This window comes from Halonotius aquaticus (genome assembly GCF_003605575.1).
Classification (GTDB): domain Archaea; phylum Halobacteriota; class Halobacteria; order Halobacteriales; family Haloferacaceae; genus Halonotius; species Halonotius aquaticus.
Window position 1 is genome coordinate 380492 of the sequence record NZ_QKNY01000018.1, and the last position, 16738, is coordinate 397229.

Sequence of the window (16738 nt, forward strand, 5' to 3'; positions counted from 1 at the left end):
AACAATGAGCGACACCACACAGGTACTCACGTTTACGCTGGGCGACGAGGAGTACTGCGTTCCCATCGAGTACGTCGCCGAGATCGTTGGCGGCGACACGGTGCGATCGGTGCCGAACACCGAACCCCACGTCGAGGGCGTCACCGACCTTCGCGGGGAGACGACCACCATCGTCGATCCGAGCACACTGCTGGAGGTCGACACCGGGCAACTGCTGACCGACGGCGGCGAGGCGACCGAGCGGATCATCGTCCTCGATGCCGACGCGTTGGGGACGGAGTCGCCGGTCGGCTGGCTTGTCGAGGAGGTACGAGCGGTCAACGAGGTGGCCAGCGACGCCCTCGATACCGGCAGCGTCACCGAGAGCCCGTTCCTCCGGGGATTCCTGAAAGACGACGCGGATGACAACTTCACGCTGTGGCTTGATCCACACGAACTGACCGCCTGACAGCATCGAGCAGTAGCTCCCACCGCGATTCACCACACTCCCTTTCATTCATACGCATGAACGCGACCACACGCCAGACAACCGAGAACTGGGCCGGCACGACGACCAACGCCACCGCGAACACGACCTCGCTTGCGGACTCGTTGGCAACCGCTGAGCGAGCGAAAAACACCGACCCGTCGACGACGGACGAGGACTCGACGATCGACTCGCTGACCAACAGATCGACAACGGGCACGTCGGCAACGGCCGAGAGACCACCCGGCGAGCTGTCGATCCCGACGCGGCTCCCCGAGCCGGAGACGACGATCTACCGGGATTCGGCAACCGTGATCCGGCTGTTACAGACTGAGACGATGGCCGACACAGCCGAGATCCGACTGTATCGCGCTGCCGACGCCAACATCGACGAGGGATCGACCGCGGTCGCGACCGACGGCGGCCAGCGACGGGGCGATCTCGACGCGCTGCCGGCAGCAACGCGGCGACGATTCGAGGCCGCCGTCGACGCCGTCGCCGAGCAGTTCGATCTCACTGTCGATGACGATGGCCGACTCCGGGCACGACGCGACGACCACGGGCGGGCTGGCATCCTCGAATTCGCCGCCACGCTCGGCGACCGCTAGGAAATTAACTCGATTTGTACTCGCAGTAAATTTATACACCTGTCGCCGCAATGTGCTGGTGATGCCCCAGATCACCGTCTCCGACGACCTGTACCGACAGCTCGAAGCCGAATCGCTTGACACAGACATCAGCGAGACGCTCTGGAAGATGGTTGGTTCCTACCGACGCGCCAATAATCCTGAGTCGGATACGGCCTGATCAGTTCGGTTCCATTTTTTGCCGAGTAGCACCCGCTGACCGCGAACAGTTTTGCTGCCGCAGCCGAACTGAGTAGTGTGGCCGAGAGTCTGCTGCTGACAGTCGTTGCCATCTTTGCGGTCGGAATCGCCGGCCAGCTGCTCGGGGGTCGGCTGCGCGTGCCGAGTGTCATCTTCTATCTGGGTGGCGGGCTGCTTCTCGGCGAGGTCGGGATCGGCCTCATTAGCCTTGAGACGTTCGGGGCCGGGCTGACGACGGTCGTCGGCCTCAGCGTGGCGGTTATCGTCTTCGACGGGGCACTCGCGCTCCGACTCGACCGCATCCGCGCCGCCGAAACCGCCTCCCTCCGCTTGGTAACTATTGGCGCGCTCATCACGTTTGTCGGCACGGCCGTCCCCGTCCGCCTGTTGACCGGCACAGACTGGGAGCTGGCCGCGCTCATCGGCGCGTTACTCGTCGCAACCGGCCCGACGGTCATCACGCCGATTGTCAACGTTGTCCAACTCCGACCGCACGTCTCGGCGGCCCTCGAAACCGAGGGGATCGTCAACGACGTGACCGCGGCGATCGCAGCCGTGGTGATCTTCGAGGAGGTGCTGTTGCTGGAAGCATTCGGGCCGAATACGGCAGTTGCGTTTGTCGAACGGCTCGGAGTCGGCGTGGCAACCGGGGTCGTGGCTGCTGGGGTAACCTACTATCTGCTCCGCGAGGAGTTGCTGCCGGGCGAAGGGACACGATCAGCGCGGTTCACTGTGCTGCTGGCGGCCATCGGCTCCTACGGCGTCGCCGATACGGTCTCCGCGGAGGCAGGGGTCGCAGCGGCCGCAACCGCCGGGATGGTGCTCGCCAACGTCGACATCCCCCATCGGGAGACCATCGAGGAGTTCAGCGAGGACATGACGCTGCTGTTGCTCGCCTTCGTGTTTGTCTCGCTGGCGGCACTCGTCGACGTCGAGGCAGTGCTCGGGCTGGGGCTGGCCGGCGTCGCCCTCGTGGCGGTGCTCATGTTGGTGCTTCGGCCGCTGGTCGCACTCATTTCCACGACCGGCATCGAGCAGTTCACCTGGTCGGAACGGCTGTTTCTGTCCGCGGTCGGCCCACGGGGGATCATCCCGGCAAGCGTGGCGACGCTGTTTGCGATCGAGCTGGCCGCCGGCGGTGATGATGCCGCGGCGGCGACGCTGCTCGGGGCCGTCTTCATCGTCATCTTTGCGACCGATGCGATCGAGGCGGGCTTTGCCCGACAGATCGGTGATGCACTCGGAGTGACACCAATGCGCATGATAATCGTCGGCGGCGGCCGGGTCGGCCGGTCGCTCGCCACCCAACTGGAGAGTCGAAACGAGTTCGTCGTCCTCGTCGACGACGACGAAGACCACTGTGAGACAGCCCGCGAGGAAGGATTCCAGGTCGTCGCCGGCGACGGCACCGACGCCGCCACCCTTCAGACGGCCGGCATCGACGAGGCGAAGGGCCTCGTTGCGGTCACCGGCGACGACGACATCAACTTGCTCGTCTGCCAGACGGCGATGACGAAGTTCGGCCTCGACGACGTATATGCCCGGGTCAACAACCCCGACAACGTCGAGCAGTTCGAAGCCCTCGGCGTCGGCGCGGTTGACGAACCGCAGGCGGCCGCCTACGCATTGGACAACCAGATCGAGCGGCCAGCCTTGGCCCGCTGGATGAACGACCTCGGCGACAGCCACGACATCATCGAAATCGAGATGACCGCCGAACACATCGCCGGGAAATCGATCCGAGAGCTCACCGACGAGATCCCGGGCGGCTGTCTCATCGCCGAGATCGGCCGCGGCGACGACGCCCACGTCCCTGATGCCGACGAAACCATCGAGTACGGCGATCAGATCACGTTCCTCGGGGATTCCGCCGCGGTGAAGAAAGCAGTTGGGCGGTTTCATCCGCACGACTGATGGTAGGAGTAATACCGGTATGACGAGCGGACAAAAGGTGTGGTCAACTGTTGTTCAGTTGTAGTCCCGCCAGCGATACCCACATTCCTTGCACTTAAAAAAGCGCGTCGGCGGTTCGTCGGCCGCGCCGGTCTGTTTGATCGTATACCACGCTTCACCGTGGCCGCACTCCTCGCATGTCACATCGTCAGCGGTCGGTTTCCCCTCGAACTGATCGTTTTCCTCGGTTTCGATGAGTTCGTCGCCACTCTGCTCAGTCGTTGAGACGAAGGCGTCGGCGCGGTCAGCGTCGCGGTCGGCGGTCGCCCCACAGTCATCGTTGGTACAGACCATCTCACCGTCTTGGGAGACCATCATTGTCCCACACTCGTCGCAGAACTGCATACCCGCGGTACTGGCCGGGACGGTTTAATCTCGTTGTCCGCGGTCGAAGGCCGGCCCGTCGGCGGTGACGACCGGGCAGTCAGCGACGTGGAACCGCCCGTCGTGAAGCGTTTCGAGAATATCGGTGTCGGCGTTGGTACACTCACCCGCCGACTCATCGAACTGTGAACACTGCTGGCAGTAGGCAGTCGGTTCGATGAAGGCTGTCGTCCCGGCGATCACCTGTGTTGGTGTGGTATCGCCCGACGGCGACGGTACCGTCTCACTCGCCGCGCTGTCGGTGACATCCCGCCACGGCACCTCGCTGTCGGTCGTCGACGCCGCGTCGCCGTCACCCCCATTCGGGCTGGCAGCCGCCGGCTCGTCGGCTGGCTTGTGATCCGTCATATGGTACCGCAACACACCTAGTAGTTAACATTTCGGACATACTAGCGCGTTGACTACTCCCAAAACGCGGGGGTCAGCGGATCTTCCGAACGTTGCTCAGATCGTAGCCCCGATCGTGAAGCTCGCTTTCGAAGGCGGCGATCTCGTCTCGATCCAGCCGGTCGAGCGCGCCGGGGAGTTCCCGGATCGACAGCAGGCGGGCGCGTTGGGAGCCGCCGGTCTCCCAGGCAAACGACAGCGTCCCGGTCGTCGCCGCCGAGAGACTGCCCAGTTGGGCGTCGGTCACCGCCTCCGCGTCGGCGACGACGAGCACCAACCCACCCCGGGCGGTGACCATCCGTGTCAGCCCGCGAAGCAGGCGGACGACAGCCGCCCACGATACCACATCGTCCGAGAGGTCGTCGAGATCGGTAATCGCGTCGATCACGACGAGGTTCCCGCCGACGGCGTCGTCCAGCGACGCCCGCAACGCCGACAGAATCGCCGGGGTGTCAGTCACCCCCGGAGCGTCGCGACCGGCACCCGTTGTCGACGATGCGTCACTGGCCACGGTGTCGCCGGCGTCGGTGCCGTCGCCAGCGGTGGTGCTGTCACCGGCGTCGTCGCTGGGGATCGTTGCAGTGGTCTCACCGTAGTCAAAGGGATCAGCTGCTTTGTCGTTCTCGACAGCGTCGTCGGAGTCGCCATCAGAGACGGTGTCACCGTCAGCAGCCGGCTCCGGCGGCAGCGATGGCGGCTCGTCGCTGTCCTGGTACCACGCCGCCGGCACGTCAGTCGCATCGAAATACGTCGCCGAGAGATCGTGGTAGGTGATCCCCGCAGCCGCCCGGTCGGCGATCTCGGTGGAGACTGTCTCGGTCAGAGCAGCTTCCAGCGAATCGGTCGTTGCCGCCACCGAGAGGTAGTGAACACTCGCGGGGACGATCACCCCTTCGTGGTCGATCCCCCGATAGTGACGCTCGAAGGCCTCGTTGTCGGTCGTCGCCAGCGCGTTCATCGCCGCGCTGGTCTGGGCGAACTTCCGGCCGCCGGCTCCGGGTTCGGTCGCCAACAACACGACGCTGCCCGTGGGGACGCCCCCGTCGAGCATCGAATCCAGCCGGGAGACGCCGAACGGCATATCGACCATAGGTGGCGATACGGCTACGCCCGTTTAGCCGTTACGTCGAGCGGGTCGCCGCCAACCCGCGCGCCGTGGTTACGACCAGCCACAAGATCGACCGTGCCGTCGATCCCAGCCGCATCGAGTGCTGCCCGACCAGCATCGCGAGCCCCGTCGGCGTGGGCGGCGTCGGTGACGCCGTAAACGGTTGGCCCCCACGAGGATTGCCCCGCCCCGTAGATCGCCGGCGACCCCGACAGCGAGTCGACGAGTTCGCCGACCGGGGGCCGGTAGACCCCACCCTGTTCGTCGGTGTACCACGCGCCGTTGAGCCGGCCGATCTCGGCGACAGCCGCGCCAAAGCGGTCGGCGTCGCCGGCGGCGATCGCCGGCAACACCCGCCGGGTGAGCAGCCCCGAGATGCGATCGGCGATCGCCGGCTCGGCGCGCTCGATCGCCGCGCGAATGCTGTCGTCCTCCACGTCGCCGCTGCGGCCTGGCTCGCTGTCGGGGATCACCAACAGAAATCGCCAGTGGTCAGGGATCCGGTGGCGGGCGGCGATCGGCGGCACCGTCCAGTCGCCGTCCTGTGGGCGAGCAGTCGTGAACCGCGCGGTCGGGTGGCCGCCATCAAGCACAAACCCGCCAGCCTCGAAGGTGCCAACACCGATCCCCGATCGCCCGCCGCGGCCGAGGGCAGGGGCGATCTCTCGGACGGCGATTCCCTTGTCGTAGGCGTCAGCGACCGCTGTTGCCACCGTCAGCATCGTTTGGGTGCCGCTGCCGAGCCCGACGTGTGTCGGGAGCTGCTGGTCGACCTGCAGTGAGACACCATCGACACCGAGTTGCGCACAGACCGTGGCGGCAACCGATTCGATCGCCGGCGGCGCGTTGATCGATGCAGCCGGGGTTGCCGACAGCGACACCTGTGGCGCATCGAGCGCCACGCCAAGCGCGCCATACAGTCGGCTGTGGGACAGCGAGAGATTGCTAAAGCCGAAATGCAGCCGCCCGCCGACGGCGACCTGCGTCATACCTGTGGTTGGGCATGCGGTGGTATTCGGGTTTCGACAGCGGCAGCGATCGGGGGTAGAGCCGCTCGCTCAACAGAACCGGTCGAGGAATGTGTTGACATCCGCGTCGCTGCCGGCGACGACGAGCCGATCGCGCCGTTCCAGCTGAAATGTCGCCGCCAGTTCCGTCAGCGTGCGACCGTCGCGTTCGACGGCCACGACCGTACAGCCGGTTTCCTCTCGGATCGCCGCGCTGGCCAGCGTCTCACCGGCCAGCCCCGGCGCGGTCGTTTTCACGATCTCGACGTTGGTCTCGATGCCGAGAATCTCCTCGTCGGCAAGCACCAACGACGCGATCGACCGCCCGCTGACCGTCGCCAACGAGAGAACATAGTCCGCGCCCGCGCGGTATGTTTTCGGCACCGCAGCCCCGGTTTCGGCGCGGGCGATGAGCTCCGTCTCCGGGTCGAGTTCGCGGACGATCAGTGTCGCAAACTCGGTGGCGGTCTCATCGGGGATCGCCAGCACAACTGACTCGGCGGTTTCGACATCGGCGGCGGTAAGCGTCTCAGTGACCGTTGCGTCGCCGACGACATCGACCCCTTCTTTCGATTCAATATCGACGACGGTGTGTGTGATATTGGCCGCCGACAGCAGCTCCGAGACCGTTTGGCCGACCTGTCCATAGCCGACGACGACAACTCGCCCGCGACCGAACTGTCGAATCCGCGAGCCGGTTGCGGTGCGGAGTCGGTCAAGGGCGGCCCGGTCGCCGGTCACCAACAGCGTCATCCCGCGTTCCAGCGGGGTGTCCAACGGCGGCGGCGTCTCGAAGTCGCCCTTGTGCCACGCGCCGACGACGTTGACGTTGTACCGATCACGAATGTCGCTGTCGGCCAACGTCTGACCGGCCAGTTCGCTGTCAGCCCGGACGGAGATCTCGGCGATCTCAAAGTCCTCGCCCAACTGGATTGAGTCCCCGAGATCGGTTTCGATAGCGGTTGTCACCTTCCGGGCCAACCCCTCCCCGAGCAGTTGTCGGGGCGTGACAACATGGTCGGCCCCGGCAAGGTCGTGGTAGGCGGTAAGCGATGGATCTTCGACGACGCTGACGACGGTCACGTCCTCAGTGACCTCGCGGGCCGCAAGGACGATGCTGGCATCGACCCGATCCGAGACATCGGCGACGAGAGCGCGGGCCGCGCCGAGATTGGCGTCCCGAAGGTCGGCCGCCGACTGTGGATCGGCGTGGATGACGGTGTAGTCCTCCGCATAGAGGTCGGCCGCCCGCTCGTGGTCTGGTTCGACGAGTACGTAGTCAACGTCCTTCGAGTCAAGTTCGTCGATCAACTCCCGGGCTCGCGGTGTATAGGTGCAGATGACGACGTGATCGCTGTGGTCGTCGTCGACGGCGGTCGGCACCGAGACCGAAAACTGTTCGCGGAACCACGGCAGCAGGATCGCCGGCAACGCGAGAAAGAACAGCCCGACGCCGGTGAGATCCAACAGGATCACAAGCAGGTTCATCGGTGTGCTCTTCCAGGGCGCGTCGGAGCCATAGCCCGTCGCGGTGATCGTCTCGACGACAACCTGCATGGAGTGTACCAGTGATATCTCTGTGCCCGGCGGCGGGTAGGGGCCGGGCTCAAGGTTGTGCATCCCAAAATCGTAGACAGCGGCGGTCACCACGACGAAGCCGATAATGAATACGAGGAAGTAGCCGACACGCTTCCGGAGGCTTCGCATACCCATCCACTACCGGCCGGTGTAGAAAACCCCTAGGTCTCCGCCCGGTCGGCGACACAGTCATGCGAAGCATTCACAACACAGAATTCAACGATCCGACAGTCAGTCAGCCCCATCGAAACCGTTTTCATGAAACCTGCCGCACAGTCGGTATGCCACCCGAACCGACCACCGAATACGACCCCACGCTAGGGGAGAAGTTTATTTTCGTTACCGGAGGTGTCATGTCCGGGCTCGGGAAGGGGATCACCGCCGCGAGCACGGGCCGCCTGCTGGCGAATGCCGGCTTCGACGTGACCGCGGTCAAGGTCGACCCCTATCTCAACGTCGACGCCGGGACGATGAACCCCTACGAGCACGGCGAGGTCTACGTCCTCAAAGACGGCGGCGAGGTCGACCTCGATCTCGGTAACTACGAACGCTTCCTCGGGATCGATATGACCTCCGATCACAACGTGACGACGGGCAAGACCTACCAGAGTGTCATTGAGGCCGAGCGCGCCGGCGACTACCTCGGCAAAACCGTCCAGATCATCCCCCACGTGACGGATGACATCAAACGCCGCATCCGGGAGGCCGCCGAAGGCACCGACGTCTGTATCGTCGAGATCGGCGGCACCGTCGGCGACATCGAGTCGATGCCATTCCTCGAATCCCTCCGACAGTTCGCCAGCGAGGAAAGCGACGATGACCTGCTGTTCATGCACGTCACGCTCGTCCCCAACTCGATGAACGGCGAGCAGAAGACCAAGCCGACCCAACACAGCGTCAAGGAACTGCGCTCGATCGGCCTGCAGCCCGATATCCTGGTCGGCCGCAACGAGGAGCGACTCAACGAGAAGACAAAAACAAAGATCGCCCGCTTCTGCGATGTGTCGACCGATGCCGTCTTCTCGAATCCCGATGTCGACGACATCTACAAGGTGCCGTTGATGGTCGAAGACGAGGGCCTCGACGAGTACGTGATGGAACGGCTCGGCATCGCCGACAACGCCGTCCCGAAGGCCGACCGCTCTCAACGCTGGCGGGATCTCGTCACCCGTGAACGCGATGGCAGCGTCAAGATCGCGCTGGTCGGCAAGTACGGGCTAGAAGACGCCTACATGTCGATCCACGAGGCCCTGAAACACGCCGGGATCGAACAGCGAACCGATGTCGAGGTATTGTGGGTCAACGCCGATGAAATGGAGGAGAAACACGCCGAGCGCATGGAGTCGGCCGACGGGATCATCGTCCCCGGCGGCTTCGGCTCCCGTGGCGCGGAAGGCAAGATCGACGCCGTCCGCTACGCCCGCGAAAACGACGTGCCGTTCCTCGGCCTCTGTCTGGGCTTCCAGATGGCGGTCATCGAACAGGCGCGCAACGTCCTTGACTTGGAGGGTGCCCACTCCGCCGAGATTGACGAGGAGACGCCCCATCCCGTCATCGACATCCTGCCCGAACAGAAGGAGATCGACGACATGGGCGGGACGATGCGGCTCGGTGCCCACGAAACCCAGATCGAACCCGACACGCTGGCCGCCGAGATCTACGAGGCCGATGCCTGTACCGAACGCCACCGCCACCGGTATGAGGTCAACCCCGAGTATATCGACGAACTGGAGTCCGGGAACATGGTGTTCTCCGGTGTCTCTGGCCGCCGGATGGAGATGCTCGAACTCGACGACCACCCGTTCTTCCTCGGGACGCAGTTCCACCCCGAGTTCCGGTCACGACCCGATCGCGCCAGCCCGCCGTTCGTGAGCTTTCTTGAAGCGGTCACAGAACACAGCGACGAAGAGACAGCCGAAACGACGAGCGAACCAACCGACGATGACACCGAAACCGAGGCGACCATCTAAATGGTAAACGCACCCGACTTTATCGACGACGCAGTCGAATCGATCAGCGAGCAGATCGGCGACGACAACGCGATTATCGCGCTGTCGGGCGGTGTCGACTCCTCCGTAGCGGCGACACTGGCCTACCGCGCGGTCGGCGAACAGTTGACACCCGTCTACGTCGACACCGGCCTGATGCGGAAGGGCGAAACCGAGCAGATCCGCGAGACGTTCTCCTTCATGGATAGCCTCCAGATTGTTGACGCCCACGAGCGGTTTCTCGGTGCGCTGGAAGGCGTGACCGACCCCGAAGAGAAACGCAAGGTCATCGGCGAGCAGTTCATCCGCGAGTTCGAACGCGAAGCCAAAGAGACCGACGCCAAACAGCTCGTTCAGGGAACGATCTATCCCGACCGCATCGAGAGCGAGGGCAACATCAAATCCCACCACAACGTCGGTGGGCTGCCCGACGTAGTCGATTTCGAGGGGATCGTCGAACCCGTTCGTGACCTCTACAAGGACGAAGTCCGGGAGGTCGCCCGCGAACTCGACCTCGAAGCGATTATTTCCGAGCGGATGCCGTTCCCCGGCCCCGGCCTCGCGGTACGGATTATCGGCGAAGTAACACCCGAGAAGGTCGAAGTCGCCCGTGAGTCTTGCCACGTCGTCGAGGAAGAACTCGAAGAGTACGAGCCGTGGCAGGCATTCGCCGCCGTGATCGGCAAGGCGACGGGCGTCAAGGGTGACAACCGCGTTCACGGCTGGGTCGTCGCCGTTCGGTCAGTCGAGAGCCGCGATGGGATGACCGCCCGCGCACAGGAGATCGACTGGGATACGCTGCAGCGCATTCAGAGCCGCATTACGGGTGAAAACGACAACGTCGCCCGCGTCGTCTACGACGTGACCCACAAACCGCCGGCGACCATCGAGTACGAATGAGCGAGACCGCAATCGTCGCCGGCCCCGATCCCGACGGGCTGGGCGACGCCCTGACCGACGAGGGGTTCAGCGTCACCCGAATCGAGGATGTGGTGTCGTCGTCAACGCTGGAAGCCGCCGGCATCGACGACGCCGCGATGTTGGTACTGACTGACGTAGGCGAGGCCAGCGGGATTCCGGTTGCGAAGGAACTGAACCCGGATGTGCGCGTGGTCGTCTACAGCGAGCAGTCGCTGCCGGAGGTCGCAACACGGCAGACGGACTTGGCTGTCGATCCCGCGCTATTGGATGTGAGTGTCGTCGCCGAAGAGTTGGCTGCGGACTAGCTTTCGTCGTCGAACGCTTCACGAACCGACGCAAAAACGAGACTGTCGTGATCGAACGGTTCAGCGTGGCCGAAGGTCGCCGCTCCAGTATCGCGGAACGCCTCTTCGTCCCACTCATCGCCGTAGGTCACTGTCTCCAGTTCAGTTTGACTCATGGGACATCACCTGTCTACTCAAACACCGTCTATCAGCATAATTCTTCTTGCGCAGGTCAAACGGTGTCGTTGAGAATTTGCTGGCAGCGGTTCAGTAACTCTTATAAAAATCTTTTGACGCTTTTTCTGAGTTGTAATCCGGCGAAAACGGGCGCAACTGTGGCTAAAACGCGGTAATTCGAGGCTACTGCTATCCGGGTTGAAGTAGGTACCGCCAGTAGGCCGAATTGCAATGAACCGAACCACGATCATGGCTGTAATCATGGCCGTCTGCCTGCTGGCCGTCCCGATCGCCGCGGGTGCGGTCGCAGCCCAGACTGCCGACGAGCCGACCAACGAGACGGATACGAACGAAACGGACGACAGCGACGACACGTCCGATGACGACGCGTCAGATGCTGACGGGTCAGAGGACACTGACGAGAGCGACGATATCAACGAGACTGATGATGCCGACAACGAGACCGATGTCGCGTTCGCCTACAACGCGACACTCGACAACGGCACGGTTACCGTCACGGTGACCGAAAACGACTCGCCCATTGAGAACGCGACTGTCGCGGTCAACGAGACCACGGTGGGTGCGACCGATGAGAACGGCACCGTTGCCTTCGACCTCGGGAACCGCTCGGCGGTCGAAATCGCGGTGACGGTTGACAACGTCACCCAGACGACGGTCTACGCGGTCGAAGACGGCTCGCTTGTGGCCCAAGACGATGACGAGGGCCCGCCAACAGCGATGCCGGAGCCGGTGCCTGATCAGGTCTCGACGATTCACGAGCTCATCACCGCGTTCCAGAACGGCGAGTACGACAAACTCGGCCCGATCGTCTCCTCGGCAGCCGGCAACGGCAACGCGCCTGAGGAACCGGGCAACGGCGCAGGGAACGCCCCTGACCAACCGGGCAACAACTCAGGCAACGCGCCCCCACAGGCCGGCAACGCTGGCAACGCACCCGGGCAAGCCGATCGGGGTGCTGAGAACGCATCCAGCAACGCCGGCAACGCGCCGGATGATGCGGGTGCCAGCAACGGGCCGGATCGGCCGGGCAACGCAGGTGAAGCCGACAATGACGATGCCGACAATAGTGCTGCCGACGACGACAGTGACGCGGTCGACAGTCCACGCAGCAATGGCAACGGTAACGGGAACGGCCCGAGCAACGCCGGGAACGCACCCGGCAACAACGGTAACGGAAACGCCGGCAACGGAGGTGGGACAGCGTAATCGGTAACAGCACCATCACCACACCCAGTATGCGGTGTCACTCCACTGCGATTTTCCGGGCACGCCCACACGCCACCTGCGGCACTCCGCGGCGTGTGGGTACCATCTCCCGCTGACGACTCCCCCTCCACGATATCGCTGCAGATACGATTCTGAGACAGACTCGACTGCTAACCCATAGAAAGCGGCGAGAACGACAAACCGACAAGACGTAGCGAACAGCGCGCTAACCGCCGAATCGACGCGTTATCCGGTGTTTTTCATTCCGGCAGCGATCCCATTGACCGTCAGCCGCAGGGTTCGCTCCTCGGCATCGGTGAGGTGAGTCTGGCTCAACAGGTGTGTCTGCAGCAAGTTCAGCGGGTCGACGTAGGGGTTGCGGCGTTCGAGACTCTCTTCGAGCCAGTCGCGGCGGAGCAGCGAGTTGCGCCCGGTGATCTCCAGCATGTAGTCGACGGCTTGCTCGTATTCGGCTTCAAGTCGGGGCTGGAACTCCTCGCGCAGTTCGCTGTCGGCGAGAGCGGCGTACTCGTCGGCGATTTCGAGATCGGTTCGCGCAAGCGCGATCGTCGCGCGATCGAACGTCGTCCGGAAGAACGGCCACTCCTCATACATCTCGACGAGGGTATCGAGGTCGCCGCCATCGTCGAGATAGGCGTCGATGCCGGCGGCCAGCGAGAACCAGCCCGGCAGAATACACCGCGATTGCGTCCAGGAGAACACCCACGGGATCGCCCGGAGATCCTCGACGGAACGCTCCTCGGAACGGGAGGCCGGCCGGGAGCCAAGGTTGAGGTTCTCGATAACGGTGATCGGCGTCGCCTGCTCGAAGTAGGAGACGAAGCCATCGGTTTCCAGCAGGTCGCGGTACTCCTCGCGTGCGGCCGCGGCCATCGTGTTCATCGCCGCCGTCCACTCGTCGGGCACCTGCTCGACGGGTTCCTGCAGGGCGTTGTTGCGGGCGCGAATCTGGGCGTCGAGCATCTGTTCAAGATTGCGCTCGGCGATCCGCGGAGTGCCGTACTTTTCGGCGATGGCTTCGCCCTGCTCGGTGAATTTGACCTGGCCGGTGACGGTCTCGTTGGGCAGCGCGAGCAGCGCGCGGTTCATCGGGCCGCCGCCACGAGAGATCGAGCCGCCGCGACCGTGGAACAGCCGCATCGTGATATCGTAGTCGGCGGTGATCTCCGCGAGGCGTCGCTGGTTCTTGTAGAGATCCCAGTTGGCCGCCATGAACCCGTTTTCCTTGTTGGAGTCGGAGTACCCCAGCAGGATCTCTTGGGTGTCGTTGCGGGCCTCGAGGGCCTGGCCGTAGGCCTCGTTTTCGAACAGCGTGCCCATGATCCGGTCGGCCCCGTTGAGCGCGTACTCGGTTTCGAGCAGCGGGACGATGTCGAGGCCGACGTGATCGGGCAGCGAGACGACATCGACCTGATCGGCAAGGAAGAGGACTTCGAGGACATGGCTCGGCTCCTCGGCCATCGAGATGCAGTAGGTGTCGATGGCCTCGGTGCCGTACTCCGTCTGCCAGTCGCCGAGAGCGACAAACCGGTCGAGTACCTTCTGGGATTCCTCGGTGAGGTCGCCCGGCGACTCCATGTCGATCAGCGGCTCGTCTTGAAGAATCGCCTCCGTCAGGAGTTCGGCGCGGGCTTCCTCGTCGAGCTCACGGTAGTCGATCCCCTCGTTGGCGAGGGCTTCATCGACCGCTTTCGTGTGTTGGATACGGTGATCGCGAAGATCGAGGCTGGCCAGCGAAAAGCCGAAGGTGTCGACCTGGCGGATCAGCGGCTCGATGAACGCATCGGCGATGTCGACGCCGCCGTAGCTCCGCAGGCTGGCGTCGACGGTTTCGAGATCGGCCAGAAGCTCTTCTTCGTCCTCATAGCCGCCGGGGCGAACGTCGCCGACGCGGGCGAGTCGCTCCCGCATGAGGCCGAACTTCTGGCGGTAGGGCTCCTCGGGGTAGCGTTCCTTGGCGACCTCGGAAACAGAGGGGAACCGTTCCATGTCAGCCTCAAGCGAGGCTTGGAACGCGCCGGTTGTCGCATACCGGTTGCCGTCCTGGCTCAGCACAGCCGAAAGCCGCTTGAGCTGAGTTTTGTAGCGATCGAGCACGATCTCACGTTGGGTGTCCAGCGTTTCGTCGGTCACGTCGACGGTGACGAAGGGGTTGCCGTCGCGGTCGCTGCCGGCCCACGACCGGAACTCGAAGAGTTTTGGCACGTCGATATCTGGGTACTCGTCGGCGATGACCTCCTCAAACTCGCTGTAGACCTCGCCGACGACATCGAACAGCGTGTTTTCAAGATACCACTGGACGTTGCGGGCCTCATCCTGTGGCTCGGGCTGTCGCTGCCGCACCTGTCGGGTCTGCCAAAGACTGGTCACCTCGGCGTTGATGTCCTGCCAGACATCGTCGGCCTCGTGATCGGTGAGATTGTGTTCGTCAAGCGTTTTGAGGTGGTCGGCGATCGAGCGAAGCTTGGCTTTGACCGTGCTGCGGCGGGCCTCTGTCGGGTGGGCGGTAAACGTCGGCTCGATGAGCACATCGTTGAGGATGCCTTCGACAGTCTCGCTGTCGGCCCCGTCGTCGGCAAGCGTGGAGATCGTCTTATCGAGGCTGTCATCGAGGGTGCCTTCCTGTGAGCCTTCTCGAACCGCGCGGACGCGTTCGCGCTCCTCGGCGAGGTTGATCAACTCGAAGTAGGTCGTGAAGGCGCGTGCGACGTCACCCTCTTCGTCGGGGGACAATCCTTCGATCGTGGTACGGAGTTCATCGCGGGAGCTGATCTCGCCGTCGCGGTAGGCGATCGCGGCCTGGCGGAGGGATTCGACGGTTTCGAAGGCACCGGTCGAGGTCTGTTCTTTCAGTACGTCACCAAGTAGGGCACCGAGTTCACGGACATCTTGCCGCACACCTCGGTTGTGCAAAGACATACCGTATGGTAGAACAACCCACTCCTAAAAGTCTCACCACATCGGCTATCCAGGCGTTTTCGACAGATATACTACGCGAGAGCCGACAAACGGGCTGATTTCGGTCAGTTCAGGGTCACGATATTCGTCATGCTTTTCACGCCCGCGACCAACTTTCGGCCATGAGCGAAGACGACAAGTATCCCCCGGAGTCCGGGCGACGGCGGTTCGTTAAAGGCGTCGTCGGCGGTGGCGCGTTGGCCGGCGTTGGCGCAACCGGTGCGGTCTCGGTCAACACCCTGACAACCGCCTCAGGTGCGGGTGGCGGGACGGTCGAAGCCCGTGTTGTCGAGAATACGGGTGGCCCAGCCCCACGTGGGATGCCACAGATCCCTATCGAGATCGACGACGATGGCTTCATCAAGGGCGTCTGGCCGGAAGTAACAACGGAGAAGCAACAGGGGGTCGAGTTCGAGGTCGCCAAAGCGGAGGATTTCAAAGGTTCTGGGGTAACCTACTCCCAGGAGTGGTTCCAGTACTGCGGGCTCGAATCGAACAACGCACTCGTCCCCAGCTACGAGTCGGACAACTACTTTGTCGCCACCGAAGCCCCCGATTACGCGTGGCAACAGGAGGCAAAATCGGAGGGCGATCGGTTCAACATCAGCGACTTCGATGATTACACCGAGTGGGGCAACGGGATCGGCAAGGCCGGCCTCGGCAAGCCAGCACAGGCAAAGTGGCGATCAGCCGACTCCGAGAATCTTGTGCCGGTGGCGATCATCCGCTCGGAGGCGATCGAAGAAGCCGCCCAAGACGATCCGTGGCTGCAAGCCAGCACCGATCAGGGCGTCATGGCGTACCTGAACAAGTGTACGCACTTCTGCTGTGTGCCGGGCTACAAGACGCTTGGTGGCTCTGCAAACTACGATGCTGAGGACAAGATCTACTGCCAGTGCCACCAGTCGGTGTACGACCCGTTCTCGATCGTCAGTGCGATCTACGTCGGCCGGCCGCGACCCGACGACTAACGACCCAGCATCACACCCACGGTCGCCCGACCCGCGTCTTTTTCAGCGTTCTCCGTCGAAAGTGCCTATGAGCGACCGTTCTGCGTTTGCGTCCGACCGCGACCGTGCCCGAACGCTGCTGAACAACGACGACATCACCGGCCTGCATCTCGGTGTCATCCGCGACGATCAGACCGTCGACACCGTTATCGCCAGAGATCCGGCCAGCGACTACGACCCGAGCATCCACACGCTCTCGTTGTTGGCGACCCATATCCGGGCGGTCGCCGCCGAAGCCGGTGCCGACTACGAGGCTGTCGCCGCCGATGCGGCAGCGATCGCCGGCCAGCTTGATGAACTCCCGATCGAAGGGGCGGCCGACGAGATCGACGAGGCGACAGCCGATTCCGGAGACGCAGCCGACACTGGCGACGAGTCGACAGCAGATGATGGCGACAAGGCGTAGGCGACACAAAAGCACTTGAGTACTGCATCAGCGAGT

The 16738-nt window shown here is 63.4% G+C and carries 17 protein-coding genes; 10 read left to right on the top strand and 7 right to left on the bottom strand.

Annotated features, from left to right (window positions below; genetic code table 11):
• Window positions 1-4 precede the first annotated feature (4 nt).
• The 4 genes from DM826_RS11570 to DM826_RS11580 all read left to right on the top strand — a co-directional run bounded on the left by DM826_RS11570 (window position 5) and on the right by DM826_RS11580 (window position 3207).
• The gene (locus tag DM826_RS11570; RefSeq protein ID WP_120103577.1) at window positions 5-448 is read left to right on the top strand and encodes a chemotaxis protein CheW; all 444 of its coding nucleotides are present in this window, start codon (window positions 5-7) and stop codon (window positions 446-448) included.
• A gap of 56 nt (window positions 449-504) precedes the next feature.
• Window positions 505-1074: a hypothetical protein gene (locus tag DM826_RS11575; RefSeq protein WP_120103578.1), complete on the top strand. Its 570-nt coding sequence runs from the start codon at window positions 505-507 to the stop codon at window positions 1072-1074.
• A gap of 61 nt (window positions 1075-1135) precedes the next feature.
• Entirely contained in the window at window positions 1136-1273 is a 138-nt protein-coding gene (locus tag DM826_RS13095; protein WP_165853305.1) for a hypothetical protein, read from the top strand.
• A gap of 77 nt (window positions 1274-1350) precedes the next feature.
• Window positions 1351-3207, top strand: coding sequence for an NAD-binding protein (locus DM826_RS11580; RefSeq protein WP_205738834.1), 1857 nt, complete (start codon window positions 1351-1353; stop codon window positions 3205-3207).
• Between the two features lie 54 nt (window positions 3208-3261).
• Here the strand turns inward: DM826_RS11580 and DM826_RS11585 are convergent, their stop codons facing one another.
• The 5 genes from DM826_RS11585 to DM826_RS11605 form a co-directional block, all read right to left on the bottom strand.
• Entirely contained in the window at window positions 3262-3591 is a 330-nt protein-coding gene (locus DM826_RS11585) for a transcription factor S (protein WP_120103579.1), read from the bottom strand.
• Window positions 3592-3615: 24 nt separating this feature from the next.
• The gene (locus DM826_RS11590; RefSeq protein WP_120103580.1) at window positions 3616-3978 is read right to left on the bottom strand and encodes a hypothetical protein; all 363 of its coding nucleotides are present in this window, start codon (window positions 3976-3978) and stop codon (window positions 3616-3618) included.
• Between the two features lie 73 nt (window positions 3979-4051).
• The gene (locus DM826_RS11595; protein WP_120103581.1) at window positions 4052-5107 is read right to left on the bottom strand and encodes a hypothetical protein; all 1056 of its coding nucleotides are present in this window, start codon (window positions 5105-5107) and stop codon (window positions 4052-4054) included.
• 14 nt (window positions 5108-5121) lie between these two features.
• Window positions 5122-6114, bottom strand: coding sequence for a beta-ribofuranosylaminobenzene 5'-phosphate synthase family protein (locus tag DM826_RS11600; RefSeq protein ID WP_120103582.1), 993 nt, complete (start codon window positions 6112-6114; stop codon window positions 5122-5124).
• Window positions 6115-6183: 69 nt separating this feature from the next.
• Window positions 6184-7839 carry a potassium channel family protein gene (locus DM826_RS11605; RefSeq protein WP_120103583.1) on the bottom strand — a complete coding sequence of 552 codons (1656 nt, stop codon included), beginning with the start codon at window positions 7837-7839 and terminating at the stop codon, window positions 6184-6186.
• 152 nt (window positions 7840-7991) lie between these two features.
• Here DM826_RS11605 and DM826_RS11610 point away from each other — a divergent pair, with 152 nt between their 5' ends.
• Genes DM826_RS11610 through DM826_RS11620 form a run of 3 tightly spaced genes read left to right on the top strand, consistent with a single transcriptional unit; the run spans window position 7992 to window position 10924 of the window.
• Window positions 7992-9680, top strand: coding sequence for a CTP synthase (locus DM826_RS11610; RefSeq protein WP_120103584.1), 1689 nt, complete (start codon window positions 7992-7994; stop codon window positions 9678-9680).
• A complete protein-coding gene (gene guaA, locus DM826_RS11615) occupies window positions 9681-10598 on the top strand; it encodes a glutamine-hydrolyzing GMP synthase (RefSeq protein WP_120103585.1) in 918 nt (305 codons plus the stop codon).
• Window positions 10595-10924, top strand: coding sequence for a DUF7126 family protein (locus DM826_RS11620; RefSeq protein WP_120103586.1), 330 nt, complete (start codon window positions 10595-10597; stop codon window positions 10922-10924). The genes guaA and DM826_RS11620 overlap by 4 nt, the downstream gene beginning before the upstream one ends.
• Here the strand turns inward: DM826_RS11620 and DM826_RS13100 are convergent.
• Window positions 10921-11079, bottom strand: a complete 159-nt coding sequence (locus tag DM826_RS13100) for a hypothetical protein (RefSeq protein ID WP_165853306.1) — start codon at window positions 11077-11079, stop codon at window positions 10921-10923. The genes DM826_RS11620 and DM826_RS13100 overlap by 4 nt on opposite strands.
• A 232-nt stretch (window positions 11080-11311) precedes the next feature.
• Between DM826_RS13100 and DM826_RS11625 the strand changes: the two genes are divergently transcribed.
• The gene (locus DM826_RS11625; protein WP_120103587.1) at window positions 11312-12307 is read left to right on the top strand and encodes a hypothetical protein; all 996 of its coding nucleotides are present in this window, start codon (window positions 11312-11314) and stop codon (window positions 12305-12307) included.
• A gap of 246 nt (window positions 12308-12553) precedes the next feature.
• Here the strand turns inward: DM826_RS11625 and ppc are convergent, their stop codons facing one another.
• A complete protein-coding gene (ppc, locus tag DM826_RS11630) occupies window positions 12554-15247 on the bottom strand; it encodes a phosphoenolpyruvate carboxylase (protein ID WP_120103588.1) in 2694 nt (897 codons plus the stop codon).
• A gap of 161 nt (window positions 15248-15408) precedes the next feature.
• Between ppc and DM826_RS11635 the strand changes: the two genes are divergently transcribed.
• Window positions 15409-16257: a Rieske 2Fe-2S domain-containing protein gene (locus DM826_RS11635; protein ID WP_120103589.1), complete on the top strand. Its 849-nt coding sequence runs from the start codon at window positions 15409-15411 to the stop codon at window positions 16255-16257.
• A gap of 67 nt (window positions 16258-16324) precedes the next feature.
• Window positions 16325-16702 (top strand): hypothetical protein, encoded by a 378-nt coding sequence (locus DM826_RS11640; RefSeq protein WP_205738835.1) that lies wholly within the window; start codon window positions 16325-16327, stop codon window positions 16700-16702.
• Window positions 16703-16738: the final 36 nt, after the last annotated feature.